Source organism: Segatella copri (assembly GCF_009495355.1).
Lineage (GTDB): Bacteria > Bacteroidota > Bacteroidia > Bacteroidales > Bacteroidaceae > Prevotella.
Map to the genome: position 1 here is coordinate 20,918 of NZ_VZAD01000059.1, position 20,493 is coordinate 41,410.

General features: G+C 45.6%; 21 protein-coding genes. 3 read left to right on the forward strand and 18 right to left on the reverse strand.

The genetic code is table 11. From position 1 onward, the window contains the following. Positions 1 to 9: 9 nt before the first annotated feature. From ruvC to F7D20_RS07155, 3 genes are read left to right on the forward strand one after another with little or no spacing between them, the layout of a single operon-like run. Positions 10 to 642 carry a crossover junction endodeoxyribonuclease RuvC gene (ruvC, locus tag F7D20_RS07145; RefSeq protein WP_158463437.1) on the forward strand — a complete coding sequence of 211 codons (633 nt, stop codon included), beginning with the start codon at positions 10 to 12 and terminating at the stop codon, positions 640 to 642. A 12-nt stretch (positions 643 to 654) separates the two neighbouring features. Next, positions 655 to 2,142, forward strand: a complete 1,488-nt coding sequence (locus F7D20_RS07150) for an ATP-binding cassette domain-containing protein (protein ID WP_158463438.1) — start codon at positions 655 to 657, stop codon at positions 2,140 to 2,142. Between the two features lie 42 nt (positions 2,143 to 2,184). Next, positions 2,185 to 2,697 carry a hypothetical protein gene (locus F7D20_RS07155; protein WP_158463439.1) on the forward strand — a complete coding sequence of 171 codons (513 nt, stop codon included), beginning with the start codon at positions 2,185 to 2,187 and terminating at the stop codon, positions 2,695 to 2,697. 325 nt (positions 2,698 to 3,022) lie between these two features. Here F7D20_RS07155 and F7D20_RS07160 read toward each other — a convergent pair whose 3' ends face one another. The 18 genes from F7D20_RS07160 to F7D20_RS07245 all read right to left on the reverse strand — a co-directional run bounded on the left by F7D20_RS07160 (position 3,023) and on the right by F7D20_RS07245 (position 20,400). Then, complete coding sequence (locus F7D20_RS07160) at positions 3,023 to 4,528, reverse strand: HU family DNA-binding protein (RefSeq protein WP_158463440.1); 1,506 nt, start codon at positions 4,526 to 4,528, stop codon at positions 3,023 to 3,025. Next, a complete protein-coding gene (locus F7D20_RS07165) occupies positions 4,521 to 4,814 on the reverse strand; it encodes an HU family DNA-binding protein (RefSeq protein WP_022253220.1) in 294 nt (97 codons plus the stop codon). The genes F7D20_RS07160 and F7D20_RS07165 overlap by 8 nt, the downstream gene beginning before the upstream one ends. Positions 4,815 to 5,079: 265 nt before the next feature. Further along, positions 5,080 to 6,054 carry a F0F1 ATP synthase subunit gamma gene (locus F7D20_RS07170; RefSeq protein ID WP_158463441.1) on the reverse strand — a complete coding sequence of 325 codons (975 nt, stop codon included), beginning with the start codon at positions 6,052 to 6,054 and terminating at the stop codon, positions 5,080 to 5,082. Positions 6,055 to 6,060: 6 nt separating this feature from the next. Next, the gene (gene atpA / locus F7D20_RS07175) at positions 6,061 to 7,647 is read right to left on the reverse strand and encodes a F0F1 ATP synthase subunit alpha (RefSeq protein WP_022253222.1); all 1,587 of its coding nucleotides are present in this window, start codon (positions 7,645 to 7,647) and stop codon (positions 6,061 to 6,063) included. Between the two features lie 175 nt (positions 7,648 to 7,822). Continuing rightward, a complete protein-coding gene (locus F7D20_RS07180; protein ID WP_022253223.1) occupies positions 7,823 to 8,359 on the reverse strand; it encodes a F0F1 ATP synthase subunit delta in 537 nt (178 codons plus the stop codon). A gap of 5 nt (positions 8,360 to 8,364) precedes the next feature. Further along, entirely contained in the window at positions 8,365 to 8,868 is a 504-nt protein-coding gene (gene atpF / locus F7D20_RS07185) for a F0F1 ATP synthase subunit B (protein WP_022253224.1), read from the reverse strand. Between the two features lie 157 nt (positions 8,869 to 9,025). Beyond that, entirely contained in the window at positions 9,026 to 9,268 is a 243-nt protein-coding gene (gene atpE / locus F7D20_RS07190; protein ID WP_022253225.1) for an ATP synthase F0 subunit C, read from the reverse strand. A gap of 84 nt (positions 9,269 to 9,352) precedes the next feature. Then, positions 9,353 to 10,462 carry a F0F1 ATP synthase subunit A gene (gene atpB, locus F7D20_RS07195; protein ID WP_158463442.1) on the reverse strand — a complete coding sequence of 370 codons (1,110 nt, stop codon included), beginning with the start codon at positions 10,460 to 10,462 and terminating at the stop codon, positions 9,353 to 9,355. Positions 10,463 to 10,511: 49 nt separating this feature from the next. Next, complete coding sequence (locus tag F7D20_RS07200; protein ID WP_158463443.1) at positions 10,512 to 10,955, reverse strand: hypothetical protein; 444 nt, start codon at positions 10,953 to 10,955, stop codon at positions 10,512 to 10,514. Positions 10,956 to 11,003: 48 nt separating this feature from the next. Further along, complete coding sequence (gene atpC, locus F7D20_RS07205; RefSeq protein WP_158463444.1) at positions 11,004 to 11,243, reverse strand: ATP synthase F1 subunit epsilon; 240 nt, start codon at positions 11,241 to 11,243, stop codon at positions 11,004 to 11,006. 128 nt (positions 11,244 to 11,371) lie between these two features. Next, complete coding sequence (gene atpD / locus F7D20_RS07210) at positions 11,372 to 12,898, reverse strand: F0F1 ATP synthase subunit beta (protein WP_022253229.1); 1,527 nt, start codon at positions 12,896 to 12,898, stop codon at positions 11,372 to 11,374. 453 nt (positions 12,899 to 13,351) lie between these two features. Beyond that, a complete protein-coding gene (gene pfkA / locus F7D20_RS07215; protein WP_158463445.1) occupies positions 13,352 to 14,329 on the reverse strand; it encodes a 6-phosphofructokinase in 978 nt (325 codons plus the stop codon). Between the two features lie 107 nt (positions 14,330 to 14,436). Then, the gene (locus F7D20_RS07220) at positions 14,437 to 15,840 is read right to left on the reverse strand and encodes an SLC13 family permease (RefSeq protein ID WP_158463446.1); all 1,404 of its coding nucleotides are present in this window, start codon (positions 15,838 to 15,840) and stop codon (positions 14,437 to 14,439) included. A 205-nt stretch (positions 15,841 to 16,045) separates the two neighbouring features. Continuing rightward, positions 16,046 to 17,530, reverse strand: a complete 1,485-nt coding sequence (locus F7D20_RS07225) for an oligosaccharide flippase family protein (protein ID WP_158463447.1) — start codon at positions 17,528 to 17,530, stop codon at positions 16,046 to 16,048. Positions 17,531 to 18,006: 476 nt separating this feature from the next. Next, positions 18,007 to 18,546 carry a 30S ribosomal protein S16 gene (locus F7D20_RS07230; protein ID WP_022253316.1) on the reverse strand — a complete coding sequence of 180 codons (540 nt, stop codon included), beginning with the start codon at positions 18,544 to 18,546 and terminating at the stop codon, positions 18,007 to 18,009. 117 nt (positions 18,547 to 18,663) lie between these two features. Then, positions 18,664 to 19,134, reverse strand: coding sequence for a DUF4293 domain-containing protein (locus F7D20_RS07235; protein ID WP_158463448.1), 471 nt, complete (start codon positions 19,132 to 19,134; stop codon positions 18,664 to 18,666). Positions 19,135 to 19,148: 14 nt separating this feature from the next. Then, the gene (locus tag F7D20_RS07240; RefSeq protein ID WP_022253313.1) at positions 19,149 to 19,502 is read right to left on the reverse strand and encodes a DNA-directed RNA polymerase subunit omega; all 354 of its coding nucleotides are present in this window, start codon (positions 19,500 to 19,502) and stop codon (positions 19,149 to 19,151) included. A gap of 37 nt (positions 19,503 to 19,539) precedes the next feature. Then, positions 19,540 to 20,400, reverse strand: coding sequence for an outer membrane protein assembly factor BamD (locus F7D20_RS07245; RefSeq protein WP_022253312.1), 861 nt, complete (start codon positions 20,398 to 20,400; stop codon positions 19,540 to 19,542). Positions 20,401 to 20,493: the final 93 nt, after the last annotated feature.

A 20,493-nucleotide genomic window follows, 5' to 3' on the forward strand; every position in this document is an offset into this window, starting at 1 on the left:
CAACAGAAGATGAAACAAACTAACCAGGCAGAGAAAATCATACTCGGCATAGACCCTGGCACAAATGTCATGGGCTATGGCGTTATAAGGGTCGTAGGCAACAAGGCGCAGCTTGTGGTGATGGGCATCATCGATATGCGCAAAGAAAGCGACCCCTACCTCCGCTTAGGCAAGATTTTCGAACGGGTGACAGGTATTATTGACGAATACCTACCCGACGAAATGGCGATTGAGGCACCCTTCTTTGGCAAGAACGTGCAGTCTATGCTCAAGCTTGGACGAGCACAGGGAGTAGCCATCGCTGCAGCCATACATCACGATGTACCAATACACGAGTATGCTCCGCTGAAAATCAAAATGGCCATCACCGGACAGGGTCAGGCCTCCAAGGAGCAGGTAGCAGGCATGTTGCAGAGAATGCTGAAGATCAGCGACAACGACATGCCCAAGTTTATGGATGCGACCGACGCACTCGGAGCTGCCTACTGCCACTTTCTGCAGATGGGAAGACCCGAGACCGACGCGCCACACTACTCCAGTTGGAAAGACTTTGCCATACGCAACAGAGGCAAGGCTTCGACAACCGACAACACACTAACAGGCCCTCAGACCAAACTCCTGGGAGCTCTCAGGAAACATTAATATTAGACAGAAATGCAAACAATTATCAAGATTGAGAATGGCGTGACCCGTATGCCAGAATGGCGAATGGCAGAGCCTGTCAACTTTACAGCCTGCGAGGGCGAGCATATCGCCATCGTGGGAAGAAATGGTAGTGGAAAATCCATGCTGGTAGATATTCTTGTGGGCAGACATCCGCTGCTCATGCACGATCCCGTATACGATTTCTCGCCCAGCAAGAAAACGCTCGTGAGCGACAACATCAAGTATATTACTTTCCGCGACACTTACGGAGGCGACAACGACCGAACCTACTTTCTGCAGCAAAGATGGAACCAGCTTGAGATAGACGAGAATACGCCCATTGTGAAGGACAAACTGGAGGAAGCCTATCAGATGGCTGGCGAGGATACTCCCGAACGCAGAAAACTGCAGCAGCACATCTACGAGCTCTTCCATATGGACAAATTGCTCGACAAGTACATCATCCTGCTGTCAAGCGGTGAGTTGCGAAAATTCAAACTCGCCACCACCCTATTCTCTGAGCCACGTGTGCTCATCATGGACAACCCATTTATCGGACTGGATGCCGATACTCGTGAACAACTCAAGCAGCTTCTTGCCACCCTCTCTGCCGAACGCGCCCTACAGGTTATCCTGGTACTCAGCAAGAGCGACGACATTCCGCAGTTCATCACACACATCGTGGAGGTTGACGGTATGAAGGTTGGCCGCAAAATGACAAAGCAGGAGTATCTCGACTTACGCAAGCCTGTTCCTGAGCATATCCTTTCGCCCGTCCAGCAACAGGCCATTATCGACCTGCCCTACAGCAATCGAGAATATCACAACCAGGAAGTGGTCAAGATGAACAAGGTAAGCATACGCTACGGACGTCGCACCATACTGAAAGAACTCGACTGGACAGTCATGAACGGTGAGCGATGGGCACTGAGCGGGCAAAACGGAGCCGGCAAGTCTACCCTTCTCAGCCTTATCTGTGCTGACAATCCTCAAAGCTATGCCTGCGACATCGCTCTCTTCGGAAACGCACGAGGAAGCGGTGAAAGCATTTGGGACATAAAGAAACACATCGGCTACGTGTCGCCAGAGTTGCACAGGTCTTATCAGCGCGACCTGCCTGTAATACGAATCGTGGCAAGTGGGTTGAAAGACTCAGTAGGTCTTTATGTGAAACCCAACGAAGAAGACTACGAGAAGTGCCGCTTTTGGATGGAAGTGTTTGGACTCAAAAACATGGAGGAACGTGGATTTCTGAAACTGTCGAGCGGAGAACAACGACTGGTCCTTCTGGCAAGAGCCTTCGTCAAAGATCCCGAACTACTCATACTCGATGAGCCCTTGCATGGACTCGACAACTACAACCGCCGACTGGTAAAGGACATTATTGAGGCGTTCTGTAAACGACAGAACAAGACTATGATCATGGTTACCCACTATAAGGAAGAACTGCCAGCATGCATAGACCACAGCATCTTCCTCATCCGACACGATGAGTAAGCCTGTGACTCCATTATAATAGAAACAAAAAACATAGAAACAATGAAAAAGTTCTTATTTCTTATAGCCGTATGCTGCCTCACTACGACAGCCACCAAGGCACAGGATGTGCTCAACGAGATAGTAAAGACTTCTCTCAGCATCACCAACGACACCACACTGAGCCGCGAGGTACGAAAGGCTGCTGTGTTCAAGTATGATGCCATGTCTTATCTGCGCTCCAAGGTGTTGCCCCCCAATGTTCTGTTGGAACAGAAGATCAGTGCCGACTCACTCAACGCATGTATCAAGATGCTCAATGAGCAGGCTTACGCCATGAACCAGTATGTAACTCTTTATCAAAAGCGACTCTCTGAAGCCAAGAAGCGCAACAAAGGCATGGTGAGAAGCCTCTTCAAGCAGGCCACCATCGACCACAAACTGTTCAACGACAGCGATACTGAAATCACACTGGCTTACTTTAACCGTTCCGACTACCCCATACAGTTCTGCCTCGACTGCGACTGGATCAAGACGCTCGCCTTCATCCGCTCTATCGACTGGAGCAAGATTTAGAGATTTGCATAGTCAACCCGTATTATAGCCCCAACTGGAATAGTAACTCATGTAATGTTTATTATGTGGTTCTAAGCAATCAAAATCACATCAAACCACTATTACAGGGTAATACGTTTCTTATAAAAAATCAACAGAGAGTAGTTTACAATAATCGGTAAACAACTCTCTGTTGTTTAGTTCTATCACATGCAAAATCTCGTGCTGTACCGTAAAGCCACCGCACTTCGCAACTTGCAGTTTCTTTGCAAGCTACAGAAGAATATCTATGCGGTGTGTGTTATTTTTCTTATTGCTTTATCTTTAAAGCCAATTGCTTCAAAGTTTATTTCTTTTTCTTCAATGCCAGCTTTGGTATATGGATTTTCTGACCAGCCTTCACGTCGATAGCACCGCCATTGACAGCCTCAAGATAACACTCCATACCTGGACCAAGATACAACTTGCTGATACTGCTCAAAGTCTGACCACTCTTGGCAACTATCGAATGATCCACACCCAAGATGCGATAAGCACCTGTTCGTACACGCGGATCGGCATCATACTTGCTTACAGCCTGCACCTCCACTTTCTGCTTGGCTTCTTTCAAAGCTTTCTGCTTGGCAACTTCAGTCTGTTGCTTAGAGACAATCTCCTTTGCAGCAACTGCTTTTCTGAGGCTGTCAGACTGAGCGGCGGCATTCTGCTCATCAACTCCATTTAACACCTCAGCAGACTGAGCCAAACGAGCACTGTCTTGAAGCGCTTTGGTGCGCAAGTCATCCTTCTGAGCTTGTGCCAAACTGTCTTTCGCCATACGTACCTTCTGCATTTCCTCCAACTGCAAGGCAAGATGATTGCGTTGGGCTTGCATCTTACCATAGTTGAAAGCAAACCAGCCGATACCTCCTATCAAGAGCAAAATCAGAATAACAGCTACAGATATGACATAACGTGGAAGCATGAAATAATGCTTTCTATCTGATGAAGACTCTTCATCGTCCTCTTCGACAGTATTCTCAGGATTACCGACAGGGACAGCCTGCTTAGTTTGAGAAACTGGAGCCATCTTTTCTGGACGAGAGACTACAGTTTCCTCCTGAACAGAAGATGCTGTAACAGACTGAACGAGTACCTCCTTCACTACTGGCTGTTCGGGCTCTTTCACCTCAGCAACTGATTGCTCAGACAGATTGACCGCATCAGGAAGTTCGGGTTCTCGCACCTTTGATACTGGTTGTTCGGACTCTTGAGCATCAGCAACAAGCTGTTCTTTCTCTTTAATCTCTGATACAGGCACCTCGGCTTCCTCAGAAACAACAGATAAATCCTCTACCTGAACTGTTACTCCAGATACGACATCTTCCTTTAGCTCTGATTCGTCAGACATCTCAGCTACTGCGGGAATGCTTTCCGCCTTATCTACGGGCGAAGTCTCCGACTCTTCAGCAATCTGTTGTTCATCAGAAGGTGCAGACACCTCCTCTTTGGCCTCGAAGGCAAACTTTCTGTCTATCTCGCTGAAATCAACACCATCGTTGACAACTACAGTCTCAAACTGAGCAAAGGGCTTATTGACAATTTCCTTCAGGATATTGTCAGGAGTGAAGGTTATCTTATCACGCCCGCCAATGATGATACGCTCGCCAGTATTGACATCCACACTTTCACGATCCTTGACAGACGTCACCTTGAAAGTACCAAGCCATCTTATTTTCAACTGCTTGTCAGACTGCATCACACCATTAGCCACATCAAACATCTGTTTGATGAAAGCCTCAGCCTCCGAAATGGTCATATTGTTCTTCTCTGCAAGAATCCTGGCAAGAATTGACATACTGGATCTATTCATCTCCTACTCCTCCATTCTTTAGTTTTTCCTTGATAGCAGCTACAGGACGAAAGGCAAGTACCAACTTGGGCGGTACGAGCTGACGCTTCTTGGTTGTGGGGTTGACAACCATGCGCTCCATACGCTTCTTAACCTCAAAAGTTCCAAAATTAGGAATAGCGACAGCCTCTCCCTCTTCGAACTGAGAGATCATTGCATCAATCACTTTTCTCACCAACTTCTGTGCATCCTCTTGCGAATAACCCGTCTGGCGAGCAAGTTCTGCTATGTATTCTTTATTGTTCATAATGATAAAAATCTATATGTGGATATTGGGAAGAATCCTTAAAATGCAAAATTAGTAAAATAATGACTAAAAACCAAACAAAATGTAGAAAAAGTGAAAGTTGCGAGGCTTTCACCCTGCAGTCAGCATGCGCCAGAAAGAGAAAAAGGAATACCAAGTTTTGACAAACTTGATATCCCCTTTGTTATGATTATGAAGCCACACACCGGAAAAGTGCAGGGCTACAAAGTTCTTTTTCACAAGATATTGAAATGGAAAGACGGAACTAATTGTTCACGCTACCACCCACAATATCGAGCAATTCATTCGTAATGGCCTGTTGACGACTCTTATTGTACTGCAGGTTGAGCTCTCGCAAGAGTTCATCGGCGTTATCGGTTGCAGTCTGCATAGCTACCATTCGGGCTGCATGCTCACTGGCCTGACTGTCCAGAAGGGCTGTGTAAATCATCAGTCGCAACTGCTTAGGAATGAGCACACCCAATACCGTCTCCAAATCTGGCTCTACGATGAAGTCATCGTTCAGAGGCTTTACCTCTGACATTTGGCGTTCATCATCCTCTACTTGTTTCTTACGCAAGTATTCCTGAGCCTTCGCCGTAACCACATTGGATGAGAGGTCGCGGTCGTTGTCTCCTCCTATAGCCTCAGTAGAGAGGTCGATAGGCAGGAAAGTTTTCTGTGTCAGGATTTGCGAGCCGGCACTCTTGAAGTGATGATAAATCATCTCCACCTTGTCGAGTTCGCCAGCAGCATACTGCTGAGCAAGTTTCTGGGCGATGTCGGCACAAGCTTGTGCATTGGGATGGTCGGCAAGATCCATGAAGTTTCCGCCAGTCTTCAGTCCTAACTTCTGTGCCTTCTCAGCCACCTTTCTGCCTATAGGATAAACCGTGATGTCGTCAATGCCTTGAGCCTTATACTCGTCCACCGCCTGCATCATCATCTTGATGACATTGGAGTTGAATCCGCCACACAAGCTGCTGTTGGAACTATAAACCACCAAAGCCACACGCCTAATTACCTTGTGCTCCACCTGCAACTCATGCTCCACATTGGGAGTACTGACCAAGAAACTCTTGAGGATATGCTCCAGCATATTCTCGTAAGGCAACATATTCTGAATAGCTACCTGAGCATGATGCAGCTTGCTCGAAGCAACCATCTTCATGGCACTCGTAATCTTACGGGTACTATTGACACTGGCGATGCGAGTTTTAATCTCTTTTAACGACGGCATAGGCTATTACGCTTTATATTGTCCTGCAACATTAGCCATGGTCTCCTCGATAACCTTGATACAGTCATCGGTAAGTTTACCATCTGCCAGAGTCTCGATAACATCGGAGTGCTGGCTACGCATAGCATCAAGGAACTGGTCCTGACACTCGCGAACCCTATCCATAGGCACGTCGTGCATCAATCCGTGTACACCACAATAAAGTATGGCTACCTGCTCGCCTACTGGCATAGGGCGATACTGAGGCTGAACAAGGAGTTGGTCGTTCTTACGACCACGGTCCAAGGTCATTGCTGTCACGGCATCCATATCACTTGAGAACTTAGAGAAAGCCTCCAACTCACGATACTGAGCCATATCAATCTTCAAGGTACCAGCCACCTTCTTCATACTCTTGATCTGAGCAGAACCACCTACACGAGATACAGAGATACCCACGTTGATGGCTGGACGGAAGCCCTGGTTGAAGAGGTCGGTCTCCAGGAAGATCTGACCGTCGGTGATAGAAATCACATTGGTTGGAATATAGGCTGAAACGTCACCAGCCTGTGTCTCGATAATAGGAAGAGCAGTCAAAGAACCACCACCTCTTACCTTTCCCTTCATACACTCAGGCAGGTCGTTCATCTGCTCGGCAACTTCCTGCTGGTCGTTGATACGGGCAGCACGCTCCAAGAGACGAGAGTGGAGATAGAAGACATCACCAGGATAAGCCTCACGTCCTGAAGGACGACGAAGAATCAGTGATACCTCACGATAAGCCACAGCCTGCTTACTCAAGTCATCGTATACTACGAGAGCGGAATATCCACGATCGCGGAAATACTCACCGATAGCAGCTCCCGCGAATGGAGCATAATACTGCATCGCAGCAGGGTCGGCAGCTGTTGCACTTACAATAATGGTATAAGGCAAAGCGCCATGCTCCTTGAGGTTCTGTACCAATGCAGCAACGGTAGAGGCTTTCTGACCGATAGCTACATAAATACAATATACAGGCTTACCAGCCTCATAGAAACTCTTCTGATTGATAATGGTGTCTACTGCTATGGCAGTCTTACCCGTCTGACGGTCACCGATGATAAGCTCACGCTGACCACGACCAATAGGAATCATGGAGTCGACAGCCTTCAAACCTGTCTGCAGAGGTTCCTTTACTGGCTGTCGATAAATCACACCAGGAGCCTTGCGGTCCAAAGGCATCTCGAAAGAGTCGGTAAGATCAATATCTCCCAGTCCGTCAATGGCCTCACCCAGAGGGTTAACGACACGTCCTAAGAAATTGTCGTTCACGCGGATAGAGGCAATACGATGTGTACGCTTTACGCTCTGTCCCTCCTTGATGCCAGCTGTTGGACCCAAGAGGACACAACCTACATTATCTTCCTCCAAGTTCATGACAATTGCCATGGTGCCGTTCTCAAACTCAAGAAGCTCATTAGCCTCGGCATTGCGAAGTCCATATATACGTGCCACGCCATCGCTGACAGTAAGCACTGTACCCACCTCGTCAAACTGCTGAGAGCCATTCACCTCCTGTAGTTGTTGCTGAAGAACTTCAGACACCTCACTTGGTTTAATTTTATCTGACATTGTTTGTTTACTTTAATTGTTATACGAGGAGTTAAGGAGTTGAAAGAAGTTGAGACTATACATATTCTCGTCTTCAAATTCATCCAATTTTAAGAAGTACTCCTAATTTATATCAGGCAAAAGGTGTTGATAGAAAACTCCTTTAACTCCTTAAAAACTTAACTACTCAAGAAAATTACTTTTTGAGCTGTGTCAGAATGTTGTTGAGCTTAGTCTTCACGCTCGCATCCATTCTGTAAGTATCGTACTCAAGGATAAAACCACCAATCAGTTCAGGGTTCACCTCAGTCTTGAACTCCACAGTACCTTGCGTTCTCTGTTCCACCATCTTGCGCATCTTGTCCTCAGTAGAGGCATCGACAGCAGTGGCGGTTATCAGCTTACCGCGGATGATGTTCTTCTGTTTCCTGTAAAGAGTGATATACGAAGCAGCCATGAATTGCAGGGTGCTCTCCCTATCCTCTTTCAAGACGAGAGCAATGAACTTCTGGCTCAACTCAGATGGCTTCTTGCCAAGAGCTGTAATGAGAAGTGCTTGTTTCTTGTCTTTGGAAAGCATAGGGTTGTCTATCGTAAATCTCAGTTCAGGCACGTCGATGTAGCTCTTGTAGAGCGTCTGCATCTCCTGATAAACCTGATCTTCGAGCTTCATGCCGAGTGCCGCCTTGATGAGGGCACGGGCATAACGCACCGATATTACACCTATATCCATAAGCTTTACTGTTTGTTGTCAGAAGAAACCTCGTCCAGCAGTCGATTTATCATATCCATCTGTGCCTTGTCATCGGAAAGCTTGGCTTTGAGAACCTTCTCTGCTATCTGAACAGAGAGTTCTGCCACCTGTCCACGTATCTCGCGAATGGCGTTCTGCTTCTCGTTCTCTATCTGCGTCTTGGCATCAGAGAGAAGTCGAGCACCTTCTTCGCGTGCCTTGTCCTGGGCTTTCTCTACGATGGCATCACGAGTTTCTGCAGCATCCTTGAGGATGGCAGCCTGCTTCTCGCGAGCTTCCTGCAAGATGGATTCACCTTCTTTTTGGATATTGGCAAGCTTCTCATTGGCTTCGTGAGCTTTACGCAAGCTCTCGTCGATGTAGTCCTTACGATCATTCACCATCTTAATGATGGCAGGAAATCCTGCCTTCCAGAGGATGAGGAAAACGATGAGGAAGACCAACGTCATCCAGAAAAGCAAACCACTATCAGGAATCAATAAATCCATATATACTGGTTAAAGTTTAACTTAAACGTTTTATTATTAACTAACTCTGATTGCTTTACAGTCCCCGTCCCTGTTCTTATCCTGTAAGGGTGTAAACCTCTATAATATTAAGGTATACGTCTCTCACACTAAAGACGAGGACTGCAACAGGCAATCATTACATAACGATTGCCAAGATGGCGATGATGACAGCGAAGAACGCAACACCCTCAACCAACGCAGCCGCAATAATCATAGAAGAACGAAGGTCGCCCATCTTCTCTGGCTGACGAGCCATGGCGTCCATAGCCTGGCCACCAATACGACCAATACCAATACCTGCGCCAATTGCGGCTAAACTTGCGCCAATTGCGGCACCTAACTTTGCGAGAGCATCTGCTGCTAATAAAAGTGATAACATAATCTTAAAATTTAAGTTATTAATATTTTCTTGTTTATTGTCTTTGCTAATTAGTTCCGTAATGTTAGTTTTCTAAACCGCATATTACTTCACTACCTCTGGCTCAGCCTCATGATGCTGCACATGAGCCAGCGAGATGAATACTGCACTCAGCATGGTGAACACCAACGCCTGAATGTAGCTTACCAATAATTCGAGGAGCATCATGAAGACACTCATCGCTACACTTACGATTGTCATACCCGTACCTGCCATATAGTTGACGATCATATCTTCACTGATGTTGAACATAATGAAAATAATAGCCGCAAACGCAAGAGCGATAGCGTGACCTGCCATCATATTGGCGAAGAGTCGGATAATCAGAGCCAACGGTTTCGTAAAGATTCCGAAAAGCTCGATGAATGGCATCAATGGAACAGGCACCTTCAACCATGTTGGAACCTCAGGCCAGAAGATTTCCTTCCAGTACTCCTTGGTACCAGTGAAGTTGGTAATCAGGAATGTCGTCACACCGAAGAATGCGGTACAGGCGATATTACCTGTCAGGTTACCACCTCCTGGAGGGAAGGGTACGATACCCATGAGGTTGGCCACGAAGATAAAGAAGAAGCAAGTAAGCAACCAGGGTGCGTACTTGGGTGCCTCTTTACCGAGGGTAGCCTTGATCACATCATCGTAAACCGACATGATAAACATGTGCATCAATCCCACAAATCCCTTAGGTGCAGGATCGTCAACCTTGTGCTTCTTGCACCAACGAGCTGGTATCAGTACACACAGCAACAAGACGATTGCATCGATGAAGAGCACGCAGACGGTCTTCGTGATGGAAATATCGAAAGGACGAACCTCCTGACCTCCCACCTTCTCTACAATCTTGTTGGGATTCGTCTGTGCGTCACCGTTTTTTATTACGAGATTAAATGGTCCGGGACGGTCGCCGTTAGCATCTCTCTCTTCAGAGAACTCACTACTGCAGAACACGTGCCAGCCCGTTGAACTCTTTACGATGACAGGCAGATGAATCACTACGGGATGACCTCCCACCTCAGTGATATGCCATTCATAAGAATCCTTGATATGACCCCACAATATCTCTTTCACGTCGATGTTCTCCTTAGCTGATACCTGCAGAGGTGCCAACGTGAAGAGCAGCATCGCCATCAAGAGGAATTGCTTGAGATGTTTCATATTCTTTAATTCTTACTTTGTTTATTAATCTTGTTTGTTTCCGAGCCGCTTAAAAGAGTCGGCTCTTTTTCTCTACCCGTGAAAAGTAGATACAGTCGAACACGAGAAGTACGACATAGAAAAGGGCGAAGATAGCGGTAAAGCCTAAGATGTCCTGCTTGTCGCAGGTAAGCACATAGATAAGAAACACCAATGTACCTGCCACCATCTTAATGACCAAAGCTGCCAAATAGAACTTGGCAAGATTGACTGGCGAAGACTTCGCAACAGCCTTCCATGCTTCACCATAAGCTGTACTTGCAACGAGTGAGAATATTGCACTCACTACCAAAGGTTTAACCACCTGAGCAAGGATATCATCGCATTGAGCCGACACCCTGCAGGCGAAGAGGATGGCAAGTGCCAACGCTGCTGTAAGCCACAGAGAAATCTGCTTGTATTTGATATTAGCTTGCTTGATGCATTGCAAGCGCATCTTTTCGTCTTTTTCCATTCCTAATCGAGAATTATTAATGCTTTGTTGCTAATTCTTAATTTTAAATTATACTTCCACACAAAGGCTTATTTCGTTTTTCTTGCATTCTACGAATCCGCCGTTGATGTTCATTGTCTGTTTTCCTTCCTTGGTGGTGTATTCCACCTTTCCCACTTCTAACGAAGAGATGATAGGCGCATGGTCATTAAGAATCTCGAATGAGCCGAGAGTTCCTGAAACCAATACGCTTTCTACCTCACCTTGGAAGACTACCTTTTCGGGAGAAACTATCTTTAGCTGTAACATAATCCTTATATTTTAAAATGTTAAGTGTTAAATGTTTAGTGTTAAGTGTAAGCGTTAAATGATTCGTGTCTGAATCTCTAACGACATAGCATTTGGATACTTCACACTTCACTTCTCACCTTTTAGGATTATCCTTGTGCTGCTGCGAGCAACTGCTTAGCTTTCTCCTTTGCATCCTCGATAGTACCTACATTGAGGAACGCCTGCTCTGGCAGATCGTCCACCTCGCCGTCGAGGATGGCATTGAAGCCCTTGATAGTTTCTTCGATTGGAACCATCACACCCTTCAGACCGGTGAACTGCTCGGCAACGGTAAATGGCTGACTCAAGAAGCGCTGTACTCGGCGAGCACGGTTCACAGTCAGCTTATCCTCATCCGAGAGCTCATCCATACCGAGGATGGCAATGATGTCCTGCAACTCATTGTAACGCTGCAACAACTGCTTTACTCGCTGAGCACAATCATAATGTGCTTTGCCCACAATCAGCGGGTCGAGAATACGAGAGGTAGAACCCAGTGGGTCTACAGCCGGATAGATACCCAGAGAAGCGATCTTACGAGAAAGCTCAGTAGTGGCATCCAGGTGAGTAAATGTTGTAGCAGGAGCAGGGTCGGTCAAGTCATCGGCAGGCACGTAAACAGCCTGTACAGAGGTGATAGAACCATTCTTTGTAGAGGTGATTCGCTCTTGCATAGCACCCATCTCAGAAGCCAAAGTTGGCTGATAACCTACGGCTGAAGGCATACGACCCAACAGCGCAGAAACCTCAGAACCAGCCTGAGTGAAACGGAAGATGTTATCGATGAAGAACATAATATCGGCAGCCTCACCGTTCTTGCCTCCATGATCACGGAACTCCTCGGCTACGGTCAAACCAGAAAGTGCCACAGAAGCACGTGCCCCAGGAGGCTCATTCATCTGGCCATACACCAAGGTGGCCTGACTCTTGGCAAGTTCTTCCTGGTCTACAAGAGAAAGATCCCACTTGCCTTCTTCCATGGCCTTGCGGAATTTCTCGCCATACTTGATAACACCAGACTCGAGCATATCTCGAATCAAGTCATTACCCTCACGGGTACGCTCACCTACACCGGCGAACACAGAGTAGCCGTTGTGTCCCTTGGCAATATTGTTTATCAACTCCATGATAAGCACTGTCTTTCCAACACCGGCACCACCGAAAAGACCAATCTTACCACCCTTCATGTAAGGCTCGAGCAAGTCGATCACCTTGATACCGGTGGCAAGCATCTCCTTGTGCGTAGAGAGCTCATCAAACTTCGGAGCCGCACGGTGGATAGGATAAGCGCCTTTCATGTCCAATTCTTTCATACCATCAATAGGCTGTCCGATGACATTCATCATACGGCCCTTGATTTGCTCTCCAGCAGGCATCAGAATTGGGTTGCCTGTAGAGACAACTTCCAATCCACGCTGCAAGCCGTCGGTGTTGTCCATGGCTACGCAACGAACTGTGTCCTCACCGATATGCTGTTGCACCTCGATGACCAGGTCACGTCCGTCTGGGCGTTTCACCTTCAGAGCTTCGTGAATCTTAGGAAGCACCTTCTCTGGATTCTCGCCCTTGGTATCGAAATAAACGTCGATAACAGGACCAATAATCTGAGAGATACGTCCGTTAATTTGTGACATAAGCTATTTGTTTTTAATGTTAGTATATTTATTTTTATTCTGCTTGCTGCTATTAAGGTTCTGAACTCATACGAATATGAAAGTTCGGCAACTGACTCATGGCATCAAGTAGTTTGCATGCAAAAGTAACAAACATTCGCGGAAACGCCAAATTAAAGAGAAGTTTTATTCGTCTTTAAACCATTTTTAGTTCCGTTTAAACCATTTTATAAAACAGTTTTGCCTCTATATTATACATATCAAGTCGCATCGTATATGATGAACAATGTTTGCCATCTATTATGACCAAAGCTTGCCATCTATTATGACCAAGGCTTGCCATCTATTATGACCAAGCTTGGTCGTCTATGACAACCAGGGTTTACACCTTAATTGTATATAGGCGAAACATTCCTGCTTTATAAAATGGTTGTTCTTTTATTTCCTCCACATGTGGTGTATGGTGAGTTGAGATTAGATGCTCAACTCGTCAAGTACCTTAATCAACTTGCGGTCGAAAGGCTTGTCGGAACGGATGGCTTCTGACAGAGGAACATAAACCACCTCGTTATTTCTTACACCTACCATCACGTTTCTCTGTCCCTGCATAATGGCTTCTATAGCTCCACAGCCTGTACGGCTGGCAAGGATACGGTCGCGTGCAGAAGGACGACCGCCACGCTGCAAGTGCCCCAAGATAGACACGCGCACATCGAATTCAGGGAACTCCTTGCGTACACGGTCTGCATAATAAAGCGCGCCACACTTTGGACTCTCCGATACGATAACGATACAACTCTTCTTGGATTTACGAATACCACGCTCCATAAACTGAGCCAACTGGTCGACATCGGTAGAGTCTTCAGGAATAATTGCAGCCTCCGCACCACTGGCAATCGCACTGTTCTGTGCCAGGAAGCCTGCATCACGACCCATCACCTCAACGAAGAAGATGCGCTCGTGGCTCTGAGCTGTATCACGTATACGGTCTACACATTCTACAATCGTATTCATGGTAGTATCATAACCGATGGTATTGTCTGTACCATAAAGGTCATTATCAATCGTTCCGGGAAGACCAATACAGCAGATATCAAAGTCGCGCGCCAGATTCATGGCACCAGTAAGCGAACCGTTTCCACCGATAACAACAAGTGCATCGATTTCTTCTTTCTGTATAGTCTCATAAGCTTTCTGGCGACCTTCGTCAGTCATGAATTCCTTAGAACGGGCTGTCTTCAGAATAGTTCCACCCGTACCAATAATACCACTTACATTTTCTGTTGTAAAAGTCTTAATCTCGTCATTAATCAATCCGTCGTATCCACGAAAAATTCCTTTTACCGTATAGCCATTATAGATGGCCGAGCGAGTAACGGCACGAATAGCCGCATTCATACCTGGTGCATCTCCACCAGATGTCAGTACACCAATCGTTTTAATCTTTGCCATAACCAAATACCTTTATTTGTAGTACGTTATTTATGATAATATTTAATCTTTATTGATTTCGTTCCAAAATGGACATATTCTCCTTAACTTATTATTTGTTGTCCCTCTTACTGCATCAACCATAGGAGCCCGAGTCCAATGACGCCTCCCACCAGGGCTTTCCAGCCTACATGACGGAAGAACCAGCCTACATGCATGCGCTCCATCTTCATCAATGCCAAACCACTCATTGTTCCGATGCCAAGGATGTTTCCACCTGCCATCACACAGAAGGCAATGACACGCCAATACAAACCATTGCAACTATAGACGGTAGAGAGTTCGGAAACCATGCCTGTTTGCCCCATCTCGTCAGGAAGCGAGAAGAAGTTGATGGCGGTCGCAAAATTGTCGAGTACCGTACTCAACACACCAGCAGCAACTCCATGAAACCAAACAAAAGGCTGACTCTCATTAACGCCCAAGTATTTCATCAATTCTTCGTATGCTCCAGTTTCCTTCACAACACCTACAGCCAACATGATGCCCATCACAAAGAGAATCATCTGAATGACACCATATTGCAGCACACGAGGCGTACGGCGGTCGACCATTGCATCCATGTTCATCAGCTTGCGATTGAAAATCTCGTTGACAATCCACAAGACAGACAACACACACAGAACCCCCAAGAAAGGACTCAGTTTGGAGATATTATGGAAGGTCGGGATAAACCACAGTCCACCGATACCCACAAAGAGCATGAGAAGACGCTGCCATACATTGAGTCGGGTATCATCGCCTCGATAAGGCATGACAATCCATTCGGTGTCGACACGCTCGGGAAGACTTCTCGATATCAGATAAGTAGGAACCAACCAGGTTGCAAGACAGGGCAGCAAAAGTGACATAGAGTAACTGGTAGCCGTTACTGCTCCACCGTTCCACAGCACCAATCCCTCAGGATTGCCGATAACAGTCAGCGCACCTCCACAATTGGCAGACAGCAAGATGGCGCTGCCATAAAACATACGCTGTCTGCGACTGGGAATAATACCATGCATGATGGTAAGCATCATGACAGTAGTGGTCAGGTTGTCAAGATTGGCAGAAATAACAAATGTCACCACAGAAAGTGTCCAAATCATACGCTTGCTATTACGGGTGCGAAGCAACTGGCGGATAAAATCGAAACAACCATTATTGTTGAGAATTTCAACAATCGTCATCGTCGCCAACAGGAACAAGACTATCTCTGCAGCTCTTCCCACATATGGCAGGAAGACAAAACGGGAAATAAAGCTCTTGACTGTTGCGCTGGATTCTGGGATGGCAGGAGTCTGACTGTGCAGATAGCTCGAAAAATCATAAGCATGCTGACTGGTTACGAAATCCATACCAAAACAAATATACAAAACCCATCCCACCGTACCAGCAAAAATGGCCACGGCAGCACGATTCACCTTGGTAATATTCTCCGTTGCTATAAGGAGACATCCCAACAATAATATGGACACAATGACTATCGTCATATAACTATGCTCTCTTGATTTAAACGCAAAATTAACAATTAATCTGAAATAACAAGCATTTAGTTGCAAAAAAAATCTATTGTTTCATGGAAAAGTAACATATTGCAACATTTTACCATCCATTTTGCTATGTTGAGATAGCAAAAAGCAACTTATTTGTATTTAAAAATCGAATGACAAATAATCGCAAACAACAAGAGAAAGTTTACTTTTCCTTTCTCTTCAACAACCTGTCAAAAACCCGAGTCTGGGTCTTCAACAAATACAAGGTACCCATGACATTGGCAGCAACCCAAACAAAACAAAAAGCCCAATACAAAACTGAAGGCTGCCACATAAATCCTCCCAACAAGCCTCCAGCAACAAACACCAACTCCACGGCAATAAAAATCACACCCTTACGTGAAAGTACATAACGATAGAGACATCGGCTGTACACAAGCACAAACAAAGTTTCTATCAGATAAGCACCTACAATGCCGAAACCAAGCCCCAACAGCCCCTTATAGCGATAGCCTGCAATCTCCATCAAGATGAGTAACATGACACATACAGCCTCCTGGAACAAGAACTTACGCGACTGTCCTTTCGATAAAGGCAGATATTCTATCGGAATATAAACAGCTCTGAAAAGCATGCTGACAGCTGCCAACTGTGCCATACCGAGCACATCCAAAAACCGATGGTCGTAGAGAAGTGGAATCAAGACTGGCAAGGCCAAAATCATGCCCGTCAATATGGGCCCCATCAGCAAAACATTGATTTCCAACTGCTTGTTGACACAGTCGTTCTGTTCCACACCCATCTCCTTTACAGATGACAGACGGGGAAAATAATCTGCCTCCATCGCCGAGAACACCAAGCCCGCATAGACAACAGCCAAGGTCCAGCCGGCATTAAAAAGCCCGACATCAGACAACTCGCCTATTCTATTAATGTACGCGCGTATCAAAAACTCAGCTCCCGAACTCATGAGTCCGGCAACAACAAACGCCAAACCTAACCTGACAACATGAATGCCACGCCCTAAGAACTTGGCAGAAAAGGATACCCGATAAGGATAATGACGAGAGGAATAACGAAGAGAAAGCAACATCTGTGCAAGCGACTGCAACACAAGCACACCCACAATTCCCTGATAACGCCACAGATAATAAATAGGAACAGAGACAACTAGAGAAGCAAAGACTACGCATAAAGAGGAGAAAGCCAAGGCTCGCAACTGCCGTGTGGCCTTCAGCACAGCCGTTTCGCCACCTGCTACTATCAGGAATGCTACAGCAGGAGCCAAAAATATGAAATGACACACATGATCACCTCTGTCAACAAAGGTAATGCCATCAAGCAAAGGACTGAAGAACAGACAGACAAACATTCCCAACAAGGCTGCAAACAGACACCATGAGCGTATGAGCAGAATGGTGGAAGAAAGTTGCTCGTTGGAAGCATCATACTGTTCTGAGATTTCACGCACACCACTGGTAGGAATACCAAAATTAGTAGCCGAAACCACCATGTTAATGGTTGAATTAAAAAGCGCAACAAGTCCCATACCAGCAGTTCCCAAAAGCAAGGCCGCAAACTTATTGCGCACCAAACCAATGAGAATACTCAATCCCTGTACACCGCCGAAAATGCCGGTATACTTCAGTATATGAGAGTAACTGTCGTTCTTTTCCGTCTTTTCCATTTATTATAAAACGCAATCTCCTTTCTTTTATTATCTATGACACATAGTTTTTACTCCATCCTACATCTAAAATAAGCAAAAGGAAAAGTTGAATAGAAAAGCCTCGAAAAATGAAAGCGGCTTCGATAGTCAATGAAGCCTATTTCGTAGAGCAATGAAAGCGGCTTCGTAAGCAGTTGAAGCCTATTGCATTATTCTGATAGAAACTATCAAAAAATATAGTTGACAACTTTAAACTTTATTAACAGCGCCCTACCTGCAAGGGGCACATTTGTGCTCTTTAAGGAACATTTTACCGCAAAGGAAAATTACACAGAATGGAAATAATATGGTCAACTGTTTAAGCACTAATCCTTATCCCAGAAATAGAATTTACACAGCAAGCACCTGCGTAGAAAAAATGACAAAGAAAAAGGTCGCTCCCAAAGGGAACGACCTTTATTCTTTTCATCGAAGAAGATGAGTTGAAGCGAGAATTAAGCCTCTGCAGGAGCCTCCTCAGCAGGAGCAGCCTCCTCAGTAGCTGCAGCCTCAGCCTCTGCCTTAGCAGCAGCCTCAGCAGCCTTCTTGTCAGCTACCTTCTTAGCGATTGCTTCATTTACTTTCTTCTCAGCCTCGAGCTCCTTAGCAGCAGCATCCTTCTTTGCCTTAGCCTCGTTCTCGCGAACAGCAGAAGCCTTAGCATCCTTGCCATTCTTCCAAGCATCGAAACGCTTCTGAGCCTCAGCCTCATCGAAAGCGCCCTTCTTTACGCCACCACGGAGGTGCTTCATCAGGTAAACGCCCTCGCCCTTGAGGATGTTACGTACTGTGTCTGTAGGCTGCGCACCTGTCTCTACCCAGTAGAGGGCACGATCGAAATTCAAATCTACAGTAGCAGGATTGGTGTTAGGGTTGAAAGTACCAATCTTCTCAGTAAATTTACCATCACGTGGTGCTCTAACGTCAGCGATTACGATGCTATAGAAAGCATAGCTCTTACGACCGCCGCGCTGCAATCTGATTTTTGTTGCCATTTTTTTAAAATTTTATTTATTTGAGGTTTGAATTTTATGCTGTTATCACGTAACAGCCGTGCAAAGGTACGGCTTTTTTCCATACCTCACAAGTTTTTTCTTTTATTTTTCTTCTTTTTAACGTATTCTGTCGGCTGCTCTGACCAGTTTCTCATCATCTGCCACTCCTTTACGTGCCAATACAACCATAATGATGGCAATAAGTGGCAGACAGGCAGCAAACTTCACCTCTACATTTCCTTCCACCTCGGGCACTGTCACCATGCCGAAAAACAGCAAGGCGTAATCTATGTACCACAATACAGAGAACAACAGATTAGTGGCACAAAGTGACAACTGCAGCTTGCGGTTATTATACAGGAATATTGTCGCCAACGACAAGGCTGTAGAGACAGCAAGCAAAATAAAAAGAGGCAGACAGGTGCCCGACACGGTAATCGTTCCGTTATCATCTACGAAACCAAGGTTGTAGAGAGAAACAACTCCTCCCATTCCCTTTGGCAGAATGACACCTATCGGCATAAAGAAGCACAGCAAACTGGCGATGACAGCAACAAGCAGAAACAATGTTTGTTTGCGTTGTATCATATTCTTTACTGTTTTTAGAAATCCAAAGAGTCCTTTTTGCTTGCCATATTGTCCTTAGAAGGATCGCGCCAGTAGATGTTGCCTTCTACAAACTCCTGTGTAGCAAGCAATGTTGGCTTTGGCAGTTTCTCATAATAACGTGAAATCTCAATCTGCTCACGGTTTTCGAAAACCTCCTCCAAAGAATCGTTATAAGAAGCAAACTCCTGAAGTTTCTTGCTCAGGTCTTGCTTGATCTCAACAGATATCTGGTTGCTACGCTTTGCGATAATGGCCACACTCTCGTAGATATTGCCAGTATTGTCACAAAGGTCCATAATGTTGCGGGTCACGGTATTTACCGGTGCTTTTGATTTCTTGTAATCCATAATCTTGCTTTTATTCTATTTTATTTTCTTTATTTCATTATTTATTCTCTAATTTGCTGTAGCTGTCCTCGGGATGTGCTTTCTCAAATTCCTTGCATTTGGCAATAAACTTTTCGGCAGTAGCACGCTCCTTTGAGTCAGGATACTCGTTGATGAATCCGTAGCACTCGTCCTCTGCATCCTGATATCGCTCCAACTGCTTGCTCTCCACACTCATCTTGGCGAGTTCGTACTTGCCCTTCATAATCAGAATGGCAAATTCCTCGCGCTTGTTGCTGTAGGGATAGTCCTTCAAGGCGTTCTGTGCAGTCACGATACAAGCCTCATAGTTGTTTCCGCCACTGGTACAGTTGCCAAAGTATGTACCCAGATCATAATAGAGCTTAGCGTTCTTGTATTCCTTCTCTACCAAGAGGTCCTGCAAAGCAAACAGGCGGTTGGTTGCCTGTTTCTTCAGTTTCGCATCGGGATAAAGATCCAGATATTCCTGAAAAGCAGCTATGGCCGACACGGTGAGCGACTGGTCAAGGCGAGGCTCGGGCGCATTCTTGTAAAGACTCTCTCCTACATAATATTTGGCATTCTCTGCATAAATGCCTTTTGGATAAGTCTGATAATATTTCTTGAAATACTCCGAAGCTGTTTCATAGTCACGCAAGCCATACTCAGCCATTGCCAACATATAGAGACACTCTTCAGCCTCTGTACTACCCTTCTTCAGAGTTACCAGTTCCTGAAGCAATGTTACTGCACGGGAATACTTTCCTGTGGCAAAGCATTCCTTTGCATACTCATATTTAAAGTTGTAATTGTCAGATTTATAAACCTGATTAAACTGGTTGGCGCAGCTCGTCATGAGCAACGCAACACATGCTGTGATTAAAACAGTTTTCTTCATAGGTCACGTTTTGAGATGCAAAGTTACAGATATTTTGCTTATCCGCAAAGGAAAAAATACATTTTTTCGCAATTTATTAGTCTTTATAACGAT

Excerpts from the sequence above, each read along its gene's own strand:
- ruvC (WP_158463437.1), top strand. The coding sequence starts at position 10 with ATGAAACAAACTAACCAGGCAGAGAAAATCATACTCGGCATAGACCCT.
- F7D20_RS07150 (WP_158463438.1), top strand. The coding sequence starts at position 655 with ATGCAAACAATTATCAAGATTGAGAATGGCGTGACCCGTATGCCAGAA.
- F7D20_RS07155 (WP_158463439.1), top strand. The coding sequence starts at position 2,185 with ATGAAAAAGTTCTTATTTCTTATAGCCGTATGCTGCCTCACTACGACA.
- F7D20_RS07160 (WP_158463440.1), bottom strand. The coding sequence starts at position 4,528 with ATGAATAGATCCAGTATGTCAATTCTTGCCAGGATTCTTGCAGAGAAG.
- F7D20_RS07165 (WP_022253220.1), bottom strand. The coding sequence starts at position 4,814 with ATGAACAATAAAGAATACATAGCAGAACTTGCTCGCCAGACGGGTTAT.
- F7D20_RS07170 (WP_158463441.1), bottom strand. The coding sequence starts at position 6,054 with ATGCCGTCGTTAAAAGAGATTAAAACTCGCATCGCCAGTGTCAATAGT.
- atpA (WP_022253222.1), bottom strand. The coding sequence starts at position 7,647 with ATGTCAGATAAAATTAAACCAAGTGAGGTGTCTGAAGTTCTTCAGCAA.
- F7D20_RS07180 (WP_022253223.1), bottom strand. The coding sequence starts at position 8,359 with ATGGATATAGGTGTAATATCGGTGCGTTATGCCCGTGCCCTCATCAAG.
- atpF (WP_022253224.1), bottom strand. The coding sequence starts at position 8,868 with ATGGATTTATTGATTCCTGATAGTGGTTTGCTTTTCTGGATGACGTTG.
- atpE (WP_022253225.1), bottom strand. The coding sequence starts at position 9,268 with ATGTTATCACTTTTATTAGCAGCAGATGCTCTCGCAAAGTTAGGTGCC.
- atpB (WP_158463442.1), bottom strand. The coding sequence starts at position 10,462 with ATGAAACATCTCAAGCAATTCCTCTTGATGGCGATGCTGCTCTTCACG.
- F7D20_RS07200 (WP_158463443.1), bottom strand. The coding sequence starts at position 10,955 with ATGGAAAAAGACGAAAAGATGCGCTTGCAATGCATCAAGCAAGCTAAT.
- atpC (WP_158463444.1), bottom strand. The coding sequence starts at position 11,243 with ATGTTACAGCTAAAGATAGTTTCTCCCGAAAAGGTAGTCTTCCAAGGT.
- atpD (WP_022253229.1), bottom strand. The coding sequence starts at position 12,898 with ATGTCACAAATTAACGGACGTATCTCTCAGATTATTGGTCCTGTTATC.
- pfkA (WP_158463445.1), bottom strand. The coding sequence starts at position 14,329 with ATGGCAAAGATTAAAACGATTGGTGTACTGACATCTGGTGGAGATGCA.
- F7D20_RS07220 (WP_158463446.1), bottom strand. The coding sequence starts at position 15,840 with ATGACGATAGTCATTGTGTCCATATTATTGTTGGGATGTCTCCTTATA.
- F7D20_RS07225 (WP_158463447.1), bottom strand. The coding sequence starts at position 17,530 with ATGGAAAAGACGGAAAAGAACGACAGTTACTCTCATATACTGAAGTAT.
- F7D20_RS07230 (WP_022253316.1), bottom strand. The coding sequence starts at position 18,546 with ATGGCAACAAAAATCAGATTGCAGCGCGGCGGTCGTAAGAGCTATGCT.
- F7D20_RS07235 (WP_158463448.1), bottom strand. The coding sequence starts at position 19,134 with ATGATACAACGCAAACAAACATTGTTTCTGCTTGTTGCTGTCATCGCC.
- F7D20_RS07240 (WP_022253313.1), bottom strand. The coding sequence starts at position 19,502 with ATGGATTACAAGAAATCAAAAGCACCGGTAAATACCGTGACCCGCAAC.
- F7D20_RS07245 (WP_022253312.1), bottom strand. The coding sequence starts at position 20,400 with ATGAAGAAAACTGTTTTAATCACAGCATGTGTTGCGTTGCTCATGACG.